This window comes from Mesorhizobium sp. M1338, from assembly GCF_040318045.1.
Classification (GTDB): domain Bacteria; phylum Pseudomonadota; class Alphaproteobacteria; order Rhizobiales; family Rhizobiaceae; genus Mesorhizobium.
Genome location: NZ_JAMYLL010000009.1, coordinates 83272 through 98345, shown reverse-complemented (window position 1 = coordinate 98345; position 15074 = coordinate 83272). Strand labels below are relative to the sequence as shown.

Genomic DNA, 15074 nt, shown 5'->3' with positions numbered 1-15074 from the left:
AAACTCCACCGCAGGTCCGGGGTTCCATTCCAAATTCAAGAATTGAAGGCATCACGAGGTTGGCCATGGTATTCAATGGTTGTTGGAACGATGCTCGGAAATTGGCGCGGAATAGCTCTCCAGCTTCACGGGTAAACTGCCGATCTGGGGCAGATATTAATGCGATTCACCTTGATGTTTGTCGTGTCCCGTGGCGCCGTTCACCGGACTTGTCTTTCGCACACGCAAATAATAGATGGGTCTGGCCACGACAGACACCGCAATCCGCTGGTCGACCAAACCAGTCATAGGCTGACGTGCAAGCCAGCGGCGATCCAGACTCACGCCCCGTCTTGGCGAGTCGGGCGCGGGAACAAACGCCGGCACCGTGAGTTTCGCCTCCAGTCTTTTGAAGGATTGGAGGCCAGCATGGCACCGCGCGGCAAACCACGCACCGACATCGAAGATGATGCACCGCGGGCCGATGGCCCGACCATCGAGCAGCAGGATTGGGACGCGGTCAAGGGCGGCCAGATCCTGCCCGACTCCGAAAACGGCGACATCGAGAAGGACGGCGAACTGCCCGAAGAAGACGACGACAACGCCTACCAGAACAGCGACGAAGCCTTGCCCGACGATCAGGAAGAAGCCGCGATCAAGCGCCACCCGACCCGCGAAGGCCGGTTCGACGAGACCTAAGCCGGAGCACTTGCAGAGAGGCTGGCGACGCTAGGCGGCGTCACTCATCTTGACCATCTTGTTGACCAACTTGCCAAAACCACATTTTCCGTGCCCGAATTATTCGCGAAAGACGCTTGGCCGGCTAAGTTTTTGCCCAGGCATTATATCAGTTTTGACTAAAATAATGGAACGTCCAATGGACATTGCCGGAACCGAACAGGCCCCCTTGGACCTTTGCGTCCGACCGCTAAGACCTTGGTCCCACGGGAGAACGCAAAAGCCCGATGTGACCGATTGAAGCCCGCACACGGGAACATCGGGCGCCGCTTGTCGTTTGTCGCAAAGGCCTGGCAGGACGACAGTCGACATCCAATTCGGAGGAACAGCGCGATGCCCCGTCGATCCATTATCGTCAAGACAGGCCATGGCCCAGGTACGGCGATTGCCGTGCTGATGGTCGGGTTGATGACGGTGGGCATCGTGTTCCTCGTCCTGGGCGGTTCGCTCTATTTCAGCGAGCCGCCACCGGATCAGCGCGCGCTGTCTTCGCCGCCCGCCCGATCGATTCAGGCGGCGGATGGCAAAGCGGCAAACTGATCGAGCCTCACCCGTCATCGTCGCCCCGGCGCAAGGCGCGAGTCTCATCATCACGACGGGCAACGGGGATATGGGGCGGCACTGCCGGCGCCGGCACCACGACCGTGATCATTACCGGCGCGGACATCACGATCGCCGTTGCTTCGTGAAGGTGACGAGGCATTGGCGCCATCGCCACTGGGTGATCAGGGAAGGTGCGCATCTGCGACTTCTACCGCTACTGAACGATATCGAAATTACCACCGCGCAGGGCACGGCCGCTGTCTGAAGCGCAGCGGCCGTCAGGCTGGTGCTGATGGCGCCTGGCGCGGTTTGACGCTCGGGACGAGGGCATTTATCCATCGGGCCGCTTGCATTAATATTAGAGACACCGAATATAGAGGTCGGCCGATGACCGCCAGAAGTCGGCCGGGCCCGGCGTGCCTCCCTTTGCACCTGGCCGCCGGGCCATTTTTCTCCTTGCCGTTCCGCCCTCAGGCGGCACCCTCAGCGCGCCAGCATCTTGCCGTCCTTCGCCGCCGCGACTGTCCGCGCCTTGGGCACCGCGACCGCCGCCTCGGGCACGCGCCTGCAAGAAAGAGAAACTGTTTTTAGACGCGAGATTCGGGCCTCGAATCCGCACTTTAGCCCCCGGCCTATTCCGCTTTCGCGGAAGTTTCGGCCGACGCGCAATATGCAATGCTCCTAATGCGGCGGTACGAGCCGCCCTGGTTGACGCGGGCGCCCGAGCCATCCCAACAATGCGCCCCCCGTCCGCGTCGACCACGGCAGCCGACTGGCGCTATAATCCGATCCGCGAAGTCGTGCGCCGGCAGTGCCGACAATGCAGTCGCGCAGACGGCAGCCGCAAGCACCACGACGGCCCCGAACAGTATCTCATCTCGACGAGGCCAAGGTCAGGCATGCGGCCTCGATCCACAAGTCCTGTTGGAGTCGGTGTTCATGGGCAATCCGGCTGCGTTGGGGCACTTTGCAACAGACTAGCCTGCGACGACGACGCTGCACAGATGATGCTGGCGGCGGTAAGGGGCAGGCCACCGCCGCCAGTGGCTTGAAAGCAGTCGCCTTACTTCAATTCCACCCACACCGGCGCGTGGTCGCTGGCACCATCCTTACCGCGCACGTCGCGGTCGATGCCGGCGGCCGTCAGGCGCCGCGCCAGTTTCTTCGACAGCAGGATGTGGTCGAGCCTCAAGCCCGCGTCGCGCGGCCAGCGGTTCCGGCGATAATCCCAGAAAGTGTAGAGCGTCTCCTTCGGGTGTTTCTTGCGCAGCGAGTCCGTCCAGCCCTGCTCGAGCAACGCGGCGAACGAAGCCCGGCTTTCCGGTTGCACCAGCGCGTTGTCGTCATAGGAGCGGGTGGGGTAGATATCACGCGGCTCGGGCACGATGTTGTAATCGCCGGCCAGCACCACAGGCAGGCCTGTGTCGAGCAGCTGTTCGGCATGCGCCTCCAGCCGCGCGTGCCATGCGAGCTTATAGGCGAATTTCGGTCCGGGCTGAGGATTGCCGTTCGGTGCATAGAGGCAAGCGATGATGATGCCATTCACCGCCGCCTCGATGTAGCGGCTCTGGCTGTCGGCATCATCACCAGGCAGGACATCGCGGGTCAGCACCGGTTCGGCACCCCGCGCCAGGATGGCGACGCCGTTCCAGGTCGGCTCGCCCTTCCACACCACGCCATATCCGGCCGCCGCAAGGGCCGAGCGCGGGAACTGCGTGTCGCGCGCTTTCAGTTCCTGCAGGCAGACGACATCGGGCTTTGCGACGGTCAGCCACGCCAGCAGGTTTTCCAGCCGGCTGTTGATGTTGTTGATGTTGAAGGAGGCTATCTTCATCTACGGGTCAGGAGGCGACCCTGCCTGCCCAAGCCTTCACCGTCTCGGCAAGCGTCTTCAGATGGTCGGCGGTGGAGAAGCCCGAGACATTCTTGCGCGGCTTCAGGTCGTGGTCGCCATCCTCCAACCAGACAACCTCAATGCTGTCGGAGAGCCCATAGCCGGCAACTTCGTCCCTGGTGCCGAACTCGTCGCGCGTGCCCTGGAAGATCAGCGTTGGCGTCTTGAGGTCGGCGAGGTGTTTGGTGCGCAATTGCTCAGGCTTGGCCGGCGGGTGGAAAGGATAGCCGAGGCACAGCAGCCCGGCGATCTCACCCTTGGCAAACATCTCGTCCGCCACCATCGAGGCGACGCGCCCGCCCATCGACTTGCCGCCGATGATCAACGGTCCCGCCACGCCCTTGCCCCTGAGGTCGGCGATCGCCTTGATGCATTCCGGGTTCACCGTCTCGGCCCGCGGCGGCGGCTTGCGGTGGCCATAGCGGCGCGCGGCCATATAGTGGAATTCGAAACGCCCACCTGGAAGCCGGCCGCGGCCAGCGCCTTGGCGGTGGCCGTCATCGAAGGCGAATCCATCGACGCGCCGGCGCCATGGGCGAGCAGAATGGTGACGGGGGCGGTGTCGTGGCCGTCGAAGAGGAAGGTGGTCATGGGGCGGCCTTCCCCGAGAGGCCGAGTTCCTTCGCACCCCCCTCTGTCCTGCCGGACATCTCCCCCGCAAGGAGGGAGATTGCGCGCTCAGCCGCTTTCGCCAATCTCCCACTTTGCAAGAAGGAGCGGAGCGCCCAAGCTGCCGATCTCCCCCCTTGCGGGGGAGATGTCCGGCAGGACAGAGGGGGGGTGCTCAAGCGCGACCATCAGTCCCTCACCCCGCCGATGTCCGCGCCAGTTGCAAATCCACGAACTGCACCCCCTTGGCTGCAACCCTCGCCCATTCGGACTCCGCGTCGAGTTCGAGATACCGCGCCCACAGCCGCCGCGCCTCCAGCAGATTGCCGGCGTCGAATTCCAGCCGGGCGAGGTTGAACACCGGATCGGCATAGGTCTTGTCCAGTGCGATCGCCTTCTGCAGGTGCCTTCGCGCCGAGGCCTCGCGGCCTTGCTCGCTCATCAGCCCGGCCAGGTTGAACCAGGCTTCGACGAAGGCCGGGTCGAGCTTTATCGCCCGGGCATAATCGTGCGCGGCGTCCGCCGCGTGGCCCCCGGCGCGCAGGCAGTTGGCGCGGTTGAAGGCGGCTATCGCATCGCTCGGGTCGATGGCCAGGCAGCGCTGGTAGAGCGCGGCAGCCCCTTCATGGTCGCCGCCCTCCTCCGCCGCTTCGGCCTCGGTGAAAAGCTCTTCCAGCGTATCGTCGCCTGTCGAACCGACGTTGCCGAGATCGAACAGCAATTGGCCGTCGAGTTCGCTCTGGCCATCCTCGAGATAGATAGCGCCGGCGCGCCCGTGCTGCGAGCCGACATTGAGCGACTTGGCAGTGAGCGAAGCCACCGGGCCGGAACGATGGACGGAGCGCGCGATCGCGCCCCATGTCGCACCGCCGGCGATGAGCCCGGCATATTTGCGCGCCAGGATCAGGTCGCGGAAGGAATAGGGTTCGCTGTCATGCTCGAAAGCGTCGAACAGGCTGAGCAGGCCGAGGTCGGCGCCCGATAGCCGCGATTGCTCGATCAGAGATTGCCTGGACAGTGAGGACGCCTCCGGCGCCTTCATCAGCCCGAGCAGGCGCAGGAAACCGTTTTCACTGAGGAGTACGCGCCCAGCCACACGCTCAGCGGAGACGCGGCGCTCGATCTCGACGTCACCGTTCCTGGAGAGCCCGGCCTTGGCCAATAGCGCTCGCCCGAACACCACATGCGTGGCGCGCCTGACAACGCCGCGCCGCAACTGGCCGTGCTGGCGCTCGACCTCGCGTGCGGCCAGCCGCAGCGGAAACGCCGCCAGCGCGCCGATGGTACCAAAGACGGCCCCTGGGACCAGGACGGCCGGTGCCGTCATTTCTTGCTCTTGCCGACCGCCTTCAGCAGATTGGCCTTCAGCGGATTTTCGGCAGCGCCGCCCGCTGCCGCCTTCCTGGCGGCGGGCTTGGCGACCTCGTCGGCCTTGCTCTTCGACTTGGCCGGTGGCTTCGACTGCGACAAGCTCGCCTTCAGCGCATCCATCAGATTGATGACATTGCCGCGCTCGGGTGCCGCCGCGATGATCGGCTTGTGGCCCTTCAGCTTCTCGCGGATCATCGTCATGAGTGCCGCCTCGTAGCGGTCCTCGTAGTTCTTCGGATCGAAGGTGGTTTCCTTCTGCTTGATCAGCGCCTCGGCGAGTTGCAGCATTTCCGGATCGGGCTTGCCGGCTGGGATGTTGCCGAAATATTCAGCTGTGCCGCGCACTTCGTTCGGATTCCTCAACGTGCACACGAACATGCCGTTCTCGCGCGGGCCGATCGTCACCACGCGTTCCCGGCTGGACAGTACAAGGCGGGCAATCGCCAGCTTGCCGGATTTGCGCATGGCTTCGCGCAGCACGGCGAAGGTTTCTTCCGCCATCGCGCCATCGGGCGCCAGATAATACGGCGCGTCCTGATAGATGAGGTCGACCTCGTCCTCGTCGACGAAAGCCTCGATGTTCATCGTGTGGCTGGATTCGATTCGCACCGCGTCGAGGTCGGCATCATCGATGATGATGTATTGCTTGTCCTCGTATTCGTACCCCTTGACCAGATCCGAACGCTCGACGAGCCCGAGTTCCGGGTCGACCGGCTTCATGTTGATGCGGTTGTGGGTCTTCTTGTGCAACTGGTTGAAGCTGATGCGCTCGCTCGCGCTGGTGGCGGGGTATAGCCGCACCGGACAGCTGACGAGGCTGAGTTTGAGGTAACCTTTCCAACTTGCCCTGGGCGCCATGATAAACTCCTACGCGGCCATGCACTGACATTACTGCAGCGCTTTTCGTCCGAAGGACGAACGAGGCTGCGGAAATCCTACACCGACCCCGCACGATACCGGCAAATCCCTGACGAAATCTTCCAATACGCCTAGGGGGCGAAGACAGAGAATAATTCAAATTGTCGGAAGCGTCGATGGAGGCGGGGCGCAAGCTTCACAGAACCTGGGTTCTGCGAGCCTGCAGATGGATGCGCGCGCGACGGACAAGCATCCTGCGCGGCAAATTATGCGGTTCCGAGTTCCATTACCTTCTTCGCCGCAGCAGTTAGAAAGCCAGACCGATTGTAGCCGTGTAATTCCGCATACTGATCGATCTGACGGAGAATGTCCTCGGGAATGGTGACATTGACCCGAACAACCTTCTTCGCTTCAGCTTTCAGCGAAACCAGGATCGCAACACCGGTTCGGTTGTCCTTGCTCGCCATGACATCTTCTAGAGAGGATGGCTCCGGAATAGCTTCGCCATCCTCAACCAGACCGTCAACGTGGAAAGCCAGCGCCTCTTCAGCCATAGCTCGGGCGTCGTCCAAGTCCTTCCCGGCGGTTACAACCCCAGGAAAATCAGGGAAAAACACGCCGAAGTCGCTTTCGGCATCCTTATGGATAACTCCGATATACTGCTTCATGTCTCTCACCTCAGTCTCAGTCCAGATTGCTTTTCAATGCTACGCAGGGTGCCGATGGGAATGTCTCGTTTTGGGTGTGGAACGGTGACCCGTCCCGGTTTGTCGTTGTGCTTGAATTGAGCGTGACTGCCTTTTCGAGCTACCTCGAACCATCCATCAGCGACCAACGCTGAAATGACATCGGCGCTCTTCATGTGTGTGTATAAATACACACGATTTGATGCGATGTCAATGACCCTGGGCGGCGTCTACTTCGCCGTTGCGCCAACCACCGGCAAATCCCGCGCGAACTCATCAATCTCCGCCCATGGGTCCCCTGACGTCGCCAACAGCCCCGGCAGCGAGGCATAGTTCAGATCCTGCGGCGAATCGATTGTTTCCAGATCCGCCCAGCTCACAGGTGTCGAGGCCGGCAGATTGGTGCGGGCGCGCAGCGAGTAAGGCGCAGCGGACGTATGGCCGCGCGCATTGCGGTGATAGTCGATGAAGATGCGCTTCTTGCGGTTGTCCTTGCCCATGGTGGTGGTGAAGGTGTCGGGTGCGGTTGCCGCCAAATGCGTGGCGATGGCGTTGGTCGCCTGGTGCAGCTTCTTCCAGTTCTGCTTGCCCGTCACCGGCACGGTGATGTGGATGCCGCTGCCGCCGGACGTCTTGGCGAACGGCACCAGCCCCAGCCCCTCCAGTTCGCTCTTGATGTGCACGGCAGCCTCGACCACCTCGCGCCACGAAATCCCCTCGCCGGGGTCGAGGTCGAAAACGATCTGGTCGGGTTTGTCGAGGCTGGTGCGGTGGGTGCCCCAGGTGTGAAACTCGACGACGCCGAATTGCGCCAACGCCAGATAGCCCTTGGCGCCTTCCACCGAGAGGTAGGATTTGGTCTCGCCCTCGGAGTTGGTCGCCTCGAATGTCACCACCGAGGGCGGCATGCCGGTGAAGGCATGACGCTGGAAGAAGCAGTCCTTCGGCAGGCCGGTCGGGCAGCGCACCAGCGACACCGGCCGGCCGAGAATGTGCGGCAGCATGAAGTCGCCGACCAGCGCGTAGTAGACGGCGATGTCGAGCTTGGTCGGGCCGGTCTTGCCGAACAGCCGCCGCGTCGGGTTGGTCACCCAGATGGTGGCGAGGTCGGCCTCCGAGATCAGCCGCTTGCGTGTTGAAGAAACCGGCGTCGACAGGCCGACATCGCGCAAGCCTCTGAACACCGCGTGGCGCAACGCATTGTCCGATGTACGGTTGGCGTAGTGGATGCGGGCCGAGAGCAGCGGCTTCACCCAGTTCATCTCGCGCATGATTTCGCGCGGCGCCCCCTCCGGCGCCGTCGCGCCTGCTGTGAGCGGCTCCAGCCTGGCGAGCAATTCAGCCGCGGTCCCGGCATCGAAGCCGGTGCCGACCTTGCCGCGATAATGCAATTCACCGTCCTCGAATTCGGCAAGGCCGAGTGCTGCCAGACCCTCTGCCGCGTCCGATTTGGTGTAGCCGGCAATGACAAAGTCATCGCTTTGCAGCGCCTTGGTCTTGGTCCAGCTCTTGGTGCGGCCGCTCTGATAGATTGCGGTGGCACGCTTGGAGACGACACCCTCCAGCCCGAGTTCGGACGCCTGATCGTAGAGCCCCTGCCCCGAGCCCTCGACATGGTCGGAGAACTGAATGGCGGAATTGGCGCCGAGGCCGGTCAGCAATTGCGCCAGCAGCGCCTTGCGCCGGACAAGCGGCGCCTTGGTCAGGTCCCACCCATCGAGATGGAGAAGGTCGAAGGCGTAGAAGTGCAGCTTGCTGCCTGCGCCCGCGGCCAGCGCGTCCTGCAGAAGCGCGAAGCGGCTGATGCCCTTGGCGTCGAGCACGACGATCTCGCCGTCGATGATGGCATCGCGGCACGGCAGTTTGGCGAAGGCGCTGGCCAAGTCGCCATAGCGCTTCGTCCAGTCGATGCCGCCACGGGTGATCAGCTTGACCGTGCTGTCGGCGAGATGCGCCATGGTGCGGTAGCCGTCGAATTTGATCTCGTGCAGCCAGACCTCTTTGGTGCCCTCGCCATCCGGCGGTTTTGGCACCTGCGTCGCCAGTTGCGGTTCGATGCGGCTAAGTGCCGGGGCCTTGAACGCGCCCGGCAAAGTGCCTGGCTTCAGCGAACCCTTTCTGGATGCGGGTTTGGCGGCCGGTTTCGCCGGCACTACCAGCTCCTCGATGCGTTTCCCGGATTTGACGCTTTCGGGCCGCGCGGTGAGAATGTCGAGCGCGGTGTCGGAAGCGAGATCGCGCTCCTTGAACAGCAGCCAGTTTTTCTTGCTCGGGTCCTCGCCGGGTTTCGGCTTCAGCCGAGTCAGCATCCAGCCGCCATTGAGCTTCTCGCCGGCCAGCCGGAACTTGAAGGCGCCGGTCTTGAAACTCTTCTCGACATCGTCCATCGGCGCCCAGGTGCCGGTGTCCCAGACGATCATCGGCCCGCCGCCATATTCGCCCTCGGGGATGACACCCTCGAAGTCGATATATTCGAGCGGATGATCCTCGGTCTCGACCGCCAGCCTTTTGTCGGCCGGATTGAGCGAAGGCCCGCGCGGCACCGCCCAGCTCTTCAAGACATCGCCGACCTGCAGGCGCAGATCATAATGGTCCGATGTGGCGTGATGCTTGTGGACGACGAAGCGGTTGCCTTCGCCGGCAATGAGCCCGCCGGCCGGTTCCGGCGTCTTCGAGAATTCGCGCTTGGCGCGATAGGCTTTGAGTTTTGGTGGGGTTGTCATGACGAAGAGCGAAGCACGGCGGCCAGGAACAAGCCAGTCACGCTCTCAATCGTCGGTGGCCGGCGTCAACTCAAGCTCCGCTGGCGACAGCCCTTGTTGCAGTTGGCTCAGCCGGAACTCGTCGACCCAATAAGCCTCGCCGTCGACCAGAACGCGTGCCTGGTAGGTGCCGGCGGAAAAACTCCGCGCGGTGATGTAGACCTTGTGGCGATCGAGCGCCTTGCGAACCGCTGCGCGCTTGGAATTCTGGCCGATGACGGGACTGAACATGACGCTGCCCTCGGTCGCCCTGACACGCAACATGGCCGCTGTCCGCAGCCTGGCGACTGGGCTCAAGGATGACGGAGACGCGATCTCCTGTCAATTTCGGTGCATGCGCCTTGATCGGGATCGGATGCACAAAAAAACCGCCGCCTTGCGGCGGCGGGTTTGATGGTCGCGTTCGTCGAACGGCGGTTGCCTGTCAGGTCGGTGCCGACCCGGCGAAGACCGCCGTGACGCGCGAGAGCTGCTGACGCTTGTTGAGCGTCGGCTTTTCGTAAGTCTTTTTCATCGGTATCCCCAAAGCCCCAATCGGGCCGCGGCAAGGTGGGCACGCACCGGTGCTTTGTCAAGCTGCGGCTGAGATACCTCGGACTCGGTCGCTTCTGGCAGCCAGGCTCCCCAAGGTCGGATAGCTGCCCTCAGTCCTTCAATCGCCGCAAGCGGCTCATCAGGCTCCGCACTGCCTTGAGCAGCCGCGGACGTGATCGCGCCATGCCTTCGGCCCGGCTGCGCAGCAAAATGGCAGCGTTCGCAGCCCTGCCCCGCACCGTCATCGGTTCGCAGATCTCCGCCAGAACCGAGCTCGCGGCACCGATATGTTCCTTGTAGCCCTGGCTGCCGACCGACAGGTCGAAATAGTCGAACCCCTGTCCGCGCCCCCACATCATCAGCTTGCCCATCATCGTCAGGCCGGGTGAGACATTGGCGACCGCATTCTGGTCGATGCCGAGCAGGAGGGTGTGAAGCGTGCCTTTTCTGGCCAGCACGTAGATGGAGGCGAGCCAGGCTTCACCGACGCGCAGCCCGAACAGCCGCACCGATCCATCGGACAGGCCTTGCATCGCCGCGTGGCGGTAGAAGTCGACGACCGGGGTCTGCGTCAGGAGGTCGAAACGCCCCAGCTCGCGAAAGCGCTTGAGCCGCAGTTCCAGCAGCGTGTCGAAAAGCTCCTCGGTCAGCGCCGGCGTGTCGGCCTCGACCAGAGCGAGGCCGACACGTCGTTCGAAGGCGCGGCACTGCTTGTGGAACGTCTTGGCGAAGGATGGCTTGCAGATGCGCCTTATGAGCGTCTCCGGGTCGCCGTGCAGGACGAGGCCGGAGGTGAACTGGATGGAGTCGCGCGCCACCGAAAGCAGCGCCAGCGGATTGGCCACGCCGTGGATCTGCCGCGGGATTCCCGTGATGTGGATGCGATCAGCCGGCGGCAGCACGGCGCGGACCGCCGCCCAGACGGCGTCGGCACCCGGCCTGGTCCACGCTCTCGCATCCGCCAGAAGCGGCACCGAATAGTCGCACACGCGACAGCTCAGCCACTCGATCACATGATGGCCGAAGGCCCGGCGCCGCATCAGAGGCAGCAGCAGGATCGGCGCGCTCGTAGCAGCGTCGCTCACCTCGACGATAAGCAGGTCCGCGTCTTTGGGCATCAGCCGCGCGGCGATTCCATCGACCCAGGCATAGTGCTGATGGGCGGTGCAGACGCCGTCCGCCTGGTGTTGCAACCAGAGTGGCTTGACGGCCTCAAAGCTGGGGTGCAGCCGCGCCGTATAGCACGTGCCGGCACCGGCGCAGGCGGCACTCGGGGAAACCGGCCCATCGTCCGTCATCGCAACCACTTGCATTGTCCGGCTTGCCACGTGCTTTTCCTGTCATTCCGGTCCCCCACGCGAGCGCCGCAAACCCCGCATCAGTCCCTGGATCGTCTTGAGCAGCCGAGGTTTGGAGCGCACGAACACCTCGATATGGTTGCGGACCTCGAGGGCGGTGGTCACGGCATTGCCCCGCACCGTAATCCCGTGGCAAAGTTCGCGCAGGGTCGAACCCGTGGCGCCCATATGCTCCTTGTAGCTCTGGTTGCCCACCGACAGGTCGAAATAGTCGAAACCCTTCTCGCGCGCCCAGCCCATCAACTTGCCCATGATCAGAAGTCCCGGTGACACGTTGGGCACCGCGCCCTGATCGATTGATATCAGAAGAGCATGAACGGTGACTTGATGGATCAGTAGGTATTGGACCGCGATCAGAGCCTCACCGACGCGCAGCCCGAAGAGCCGCACCGATCCATCCGACAGCCCCTCGAGGGCGGCGTTTCGATAGAAGTCGACAGCCGCCCCCTGCGTCAGCAGGTCGAAACGGCCCAATTCGCGAAAGCGGCTGAGCCGCATGCGGACCAGGCTGCCGAAAATGAGCTCCACCAAGGCCGGTGTGTTGGCCTCGACCAGTTCCACGCCGCCGAGCCGTTCGAGCCGGCGCCAGTCCTTGTTGAAGGCCTTGACGAACGAAGGCCTGCATAGGCGCTTGAGGACGGTTTCCGGGTCGCCGTCGATGGCGAGGCCGAAGCTGGTATGAAGGGAATCGCGCGTGGCCGCGAGCAAGGCCAGCGGGTTGGCGACGCCGCTGATCCTTTGCGGAATTCCCGTGATGTGGATGCGGTCCGCCGGCGGCAGCACGGAACGCACCGCCGCCCACGCGGCCTGTGCGGATTGCCTCGTCCACGGGCTCGCATCGGCCAGAAGCGGTGCCGAATAGTCGCAAACGCCGCAGCTCAGCCATTCGATCACCCGATGGCCGGGAGCCGATCGCCGCATCAGCGGCACCAGCATCCGGGGCGCGCCGGTCGCGGCGTCGTTCACCTCCACGATGAGCACGTCCGCGCCTTTCGGCATCAGTCGCGCGACGATCCCCTCGGCCCACGCATAATGCTGGTGGGCGGTGCACACGCCGTCCGCCTCGTAGCGCAGCCAGAGCGGCCTGGCCGCTTCCAGGCTGGTGTGCAATCGCGCCGTGTAGGCATCGTTGGCGACGATGGTTACGGGACTGGAAGCCTGCCCTTCGGACAAGCCGGTCGCCGCAGCACTTTGCACTGCCTGGCCTGCCATATCTTCTCCTATCGTTTTGCCGTTGCGAACGGGACTGCCCGCCGCCACGAGCCCAATCGGCTGTAGCGCGCCTCATCCGGATGCTCGAGATTCCATATGCGGTGATGCGCGAAATACCATGATGCCGCGAGCACGAAGGTCTCGGAGACGGCTGAACCCACCAGCGCCCACGGCGGAGACGCAATCGCCAGCAGGATCGCGATCAGCACCAGCCCGACGACCGCACCGCCCGTCGTGGTGAACGCGACGATCCGGAAATCGCCGAGTATCTCAAGCACGATGCGGGGCATGATGTAGAGCATGATCGGGACAAAATTCGCGATCACGAAAAATCCGATGAAGCCGACCGAGGCATCCTGGAGGGCCTGGGATTTTATTGTCGGCAGCACGAACATGATCGCGCACCCATAGACCAGGCCGCCGAGCCCCATGACGAGCGCCCAGATCTTTGCCTGCGCCCAAACACGGCCTGTTTCGTGGTTCCGTATCAGCCTGGCAAGATCCGGCTGCGTCATGTTTACGATAGCAAGGCTGATGATGCGCAGCGGCGCAAACAGCACCAGAACCGCCGCCAGCGGTGCGTAGGCGGCCGGCCCGGCAATGCCCGCGACCAGCAGCGCCAGACATTGACCCTGGATGTTGGTTGTGGTCGCGCTGAATGCCGACCAGCGCAGCTGGTGCCAGAGCCTGATATAACGTCGCCGCGTCGGCATACGGAAGCTGACGCGAAGTGTGCGCCGAGCCAGCCGAACCAGGACGAAAATGCCGAACACATTTGCCGCGGCAAGTGCGTAGAACACGATTTGCAGCGGGTCTTGGGCCAGCCAGATCGTCAGCCCGGTCAAGACGGTGCCAACGATCGTAAAAGCGACATCGCTGATGGAAACGACCACCTGCTGGCGACGCGCGAAGAAAGCCGTGCGCATATGGCTTCGCAGCGACCAGGCGCCGACGAAGCAACCGGCGGCAATCCCGCTTGGATCGCCAAGCAGATGCATCAAGATCGCCGTGCCGACGGCCATCAGCAACGCCACGATCAGCGCCGCCGTTCCGAAGGCGACATCATGGGCATCGACGCCGGCACTGTTGGTGCTTTTGCTCATCCATATGCTGGCGGGAACGGCGGTGAGCGACCTGATGTAGGACAAGCCGACGCCACCCATCACCATGGCGATGGCGAAGAGGCCGTAGCCTTGCGCCGACAGCATGTGCAACAGCGCGATGTTGAGGGCAAAGTGAAAGCCGCTCTGCATCGCCTCGCCGCCGATCATCAGCACCAGGCGTCGAACCAGATGGCTCGGGAACGCAAGCTTCACGGCCGTGTCTCCGCTTGGCGGGCGGCCCGCGCCCGTCCCGGCCGCGCCACGGTCATCTTCAGCTTGTCGGCGGCGATCGCCGTGATCGCGGCGGCCGCGACCGGCTCGGAGAAGATTGCCTCGTAGCGCGCGCGCCCGGCAGCGACAAAACCGCGCCAGGCCTTGGGCCGCAGGATGATCTCCTGCAATTTCACGGCAAGAGCTGCCGCGTCGCCGGGCGGAACATGCCAGCCGGTCTCGCCGTCGCTGACCACTTCCACCAGCCCGCCAATCGCCGACACCAGCGGCGGGCGGCCATAGGCCATCGCCTCGATGGCGACGCGCCCGAGTGATTCCGGACGCCGCGACGGCACAGTGACGATATCGGCCCAGCGGTAGTGCTCCGAAGGGTCAGACACGAAGGGCAAGACGCTGACGCGCCCGGAGAGACCCATGGTCTCGACCAGTTCGGCCAAAGCGCGCTCACGCTCGGTGCTTTCGAAGGCGCCGCCGACCAGCCGCACCTCGATCCTCGCCTGCAGCTCCGGCGGCATCGAGGCGATCGCCTCCAGCAGGACCTCCTGCCCCTTGATCCGGTTGATGCGGCCGAGCAGCAGCACCCGCAACGGACGCTTGCCGTCATAGGTCGTCGGTTCGACAGTCGCCGGCCCGGCAACGCCGTTGTAGACGACATGCGTGCGCGCGGCCTTGGGATCGCCGAACGCGGCGCGCGTCGCGCGCGAGTTGAAGATGAGATCCGCATGGCTCCAGTGCATCAGGCCAACGAGTATCCTGCGCATGGCGCCTTCGGGAATCTCGTGGATGTGCAGGACGGCCTTGTGGGGAAGAAGGCGCGCGGCCAGCGCATAGTCGGCCACGATCGAGGTGTTGACGTAAACGAGGTCGCAATCCCTGAGACGCCGCCACGCCCTGAAAACGGCAACCGGCAATCGCGCTATCTCGACCGTTGCAAGGCGCGCGATGGCCTGGCGCCTCAGCACCCAGAGCGGTTCGAAGACAATCCGGCTGGCATGGGCTTCCAAAATCTGCACGATAGGTCCGCCGCGCGGCAGAACCACCTCGATGTCGGCCGACGGAAACGCGGCGCGCAACGCAGCAACGCTCTCCGCGAAGCTGCGGTCGGAACCATAGAGTTCATAGCCCTGATGAACGCAGGCAATCCGCATCTTTGTATCCCGCCAGGTGCTACAACCATCGCGCTGGGCGATAATGTG

General features: G+C 63.6%; 14 protein-coding genes and 1 pseudogene. 2 read left to right on the top strand and 13 right to left on the bottom strand.

What is annotated here, in order from left to right:
- Positions 1–408 precede the first annotated feature (408 nt).
- Both NKH19_RS11890 and NKH19_RS11885 read left to right on the top strand, forming a co-directional pair.
- Positions 409–678, top strand: coding sequence for a hypothetical protein (locus NKH19_RS11890; RefSeq protein ID WP_352871503.1), 270 nt, complete (start codon positions 409–411; stop codon positions 676–678).
- 372 nt (positions 679–1050) lie between these two features.
- A complete protein-coding gene (locus tag NKH19_RS11885) occupies positions 1051–1257 on the top strand; it encodes a hypothetical protein (protein WP_352871501.1) in 207 nt (68 codons plus the stop codon).
- A gap of 1066 nt (positions 1258–2323) precedes the next feature.
- Here NKH19_RS11885 and NKH19_RS11880 read toward each other — a convergent pair.
- The 13 genes and pseudogenes from NKH19_RS11880 to NKH19_RS11825 form a co-directional block, all read right to left on the bottom strand.
- The gene (locus tag NKH19_RS11880; RefSeq protein ID WP_352871500.1) at positions 2324–3094 is read right to left on the bottom strand and encodes an exodeoxyribonuclease III; all 771 of its coding nucleotides are present in this window, start codon (positions 3092–3094) and stop codon (positions 2324–2326) included.
- Positions 3095–3101: 7 nt separating this feature from the next.
- A pseudogene (locus NKH19_RS11875) lies at positions 3102–3745 on the bottom strand (alpha/beta hydrolase family protein).
- Between the two features lie 214 nt (positions 3746–3959).
- The gene (locus NKH19_RS11870) at positions 3960–5090 is read right to left on the bottom strand and encodes a tetratricopeptide repeat protein (protein WP_352982126.1); all 1131 of its coding nucleotides are present in this window, start codon (positions 5088–5090) and stop codon (positions 3960–3962) included.
- Positions 5087–5992, bottom strand: coding sequence for a non-homologous end joining protein Ku (gene ku / locus NKH19_RS11865; protein WP_352871495.1), 906 nt, complete (start codon positions 5990–5992; stop codon positions 5087–5089). The genes NKH19_RS11870 and ku overlap by 4 nt, the downstream gene beginning before the upstream one ends.
- Positions 5993–6258: 266 nt before the next feature.
- Complete coding sequence (locus tag NKH19_RS11860) at positions 6259–6660, bottom strand: type II toxin-antitoxin system HicB family antitoxin (RefSeq protein WP_352871493.1); 402 nt, start codon at positions 6658–6660, stop codon at positions 6259–6261.
- Positions 6661–6665: 5 nt separating this feature from the next.
- Entirely contained in the window at positions 6666–6854 is a 189-nt protein-coding gene (locus tag NKH19_RS11855) for a type II toxin-antitoxin system HicA family toxin (protein ID WP_352871492.1), read from the bottom strand.
- A 54-nt stretch (positions 6855–6908) separates the two neighbouring features.
- Positions 6909–9401: a DNA ligase D gene (gene ligD, locus NKH19_RS11850; RefSeq protein ID WP_352871490.1), complete on the bottom strand. Its 2493-nt coding sequence runs from the start codon at positions 9399–9401 to the stop codon at positions 6909–6911.
- 45 nt (positions 9402–9446) lie between these two features.
- Entirely contained in the window at positions 9447–9671 is a 225-nt protein-coding gene (locus tag NKH19_RS11845; protein WP_352871516.1) for a hypothetical protein, read from the bottom strand.
- A gap of 193 nt (positions 9672–9864) precedes the next feature.
- A complete protein-coding gene (locus NKH19_RS33540; RefSeq protein ID WP_502910910.1) occupies positions 9865–9954 on the bottom strand; it encodes a putative RiPP precursor in 90 nt (29 codons plus the stop codon).
- 130 nt (positions 9955–10084) lie between these two features.
- Positions 10085–11302, bottom strand: coding sequence for a GNAT family N-acetyltransferase (locus tag NKH19_RS11840; RefSeq protein ID WP_502910909.1), 1218 nt, complete (start codon positions 11300–11302; stop codon positions 10085–10087).
- 12 nt (positions 11303–11314) lie between these two features.
- Positions 11315–12544 carry a GNAT family N-acetyltransferase gene (locus tag NKH19_RS11835; RefSeq protein ID WP_352871488.1) on the bottom strand — a complete coding sequence of 410 codons (1230 nt, stop codon included), beginning with the start codon at positions 12542–12544 and terminating at the stop codon, positions 11315–11317.
- A gap of 8 nt (positions 12545–12552) precedes the next feature.
- Entirely contained in the window at positions 12553–13860 is a 1308-nt protein-coding gene (locus tag NKH19_RS11830) for a lipopolysaccharide biosynthesis protein (protein WP_352871486.1), read from the bottom strand.
- The gene (locus tag NKH19_RS11825) at positions 13857–15026 is read right to left on the bottom strand and encodes a glycosyltransferase (protein WP_352871485.1); all 1170 of its coding nucleotides are present in this window, start codon (positions 15024–15026) and stop codon (positions 13857–13859) included. The genes NKH19_RS11830 and NKH19_RS11825 overlap by 4 nt, the downstream gene beginning before the upstream one ends.
- Between the last annotated feature and the right edge of the window lie 48 nt (positions 15027–15074).

Excerpts from the sequence above, each read along its gene's own strand:
- NKH19_RS33540 (WP_502910910.1), bottom strand. The coding sequence starts at position 9,954 with ATGAAAAAGACTTACGAAAAGCCGACGCTCAACAAGCGTCAGCAGCTC.
- ku (WP_352871495.1), bottom strand. The coding sequence starts at position 5,992 with ATGGCGCCCAGGGCAAGTTGGAAAGGTTACCTCAAACTCAGCCTCGTC.
- NKH19_RS11845 (WP_352871516.1), bottom strand. The coding sequence starts at position 9,671 with ATGTTCAGTCCCGTCATCGGCCAGAATTCCAAGCGCGCAGCGGTTCGC.
- ligD (WP_352871490.1), bottom strand. The coding sequence starts at position 9,401 with ATGACAACCCCACCAAAACTCAAAGCCTATCGCGCCAAGCGCGAATTC.
- NKH19_RS11870 (WP_352982126.1), bottom strand. The coding sequence starts at position 5,090 with ATGACGGCACCGGCCGTCCTGGTCCCAGGGGCCGTCTTTGGTACCATC.
- NKH19_RS11825 (WP_352871485.1), bottom strand. The coding sequence starts at position 15,026 with ATGCGGATTGCCTGCGTTCATCAGGGCTATGAACTCTATGGTTCCGAC.
- NKH19_RS11880 (WP_352871500.1), bottom strand. The coding sequence starts at position 3,094 with ATGAAGATAGCCTCCTTCAACATCAACAACATCAACAGCCGGCTGGAA.
- NKH19_RS11885 (WP_352871501.1), top strand. The coding sequence starts at position 1,051 with ATGCCCCGTCGATCCATTATCGTCAAGACAGGCCATGGCCCAGGTACG.
- NKH19_RS11855 (WP_352871492.1), bottom strand. The coding sequence starts at position 6,854 with ATGAAGAGCGCCGATGTCATTTCAGCGTTGGTCGCTGATGGATGGTTC.
- NKH19_RS11890 (WP_352871503.1), top strand. The coding sequence starts at position 409 with ATGGCACCGCGCGGCAAACCACGCACCGACATCGAAGATGATGCACCG.
- NKH19_RS11860 (WP_352871493.1), bottom strand. The coding sequence starts at position 6,660 with ATGAAGCAGTATATCGGAGTTATCCATAAGGATGCCGAAAGCGACTTC.
- NKH19_RS11835 (WP_352871488.1), bottom strand. The coding sequence starts at position 12,544 with ATGGCAGGCCAGGCAGTGCAAAGTGCTGCGGCGACCGGCTTGTCCGAA.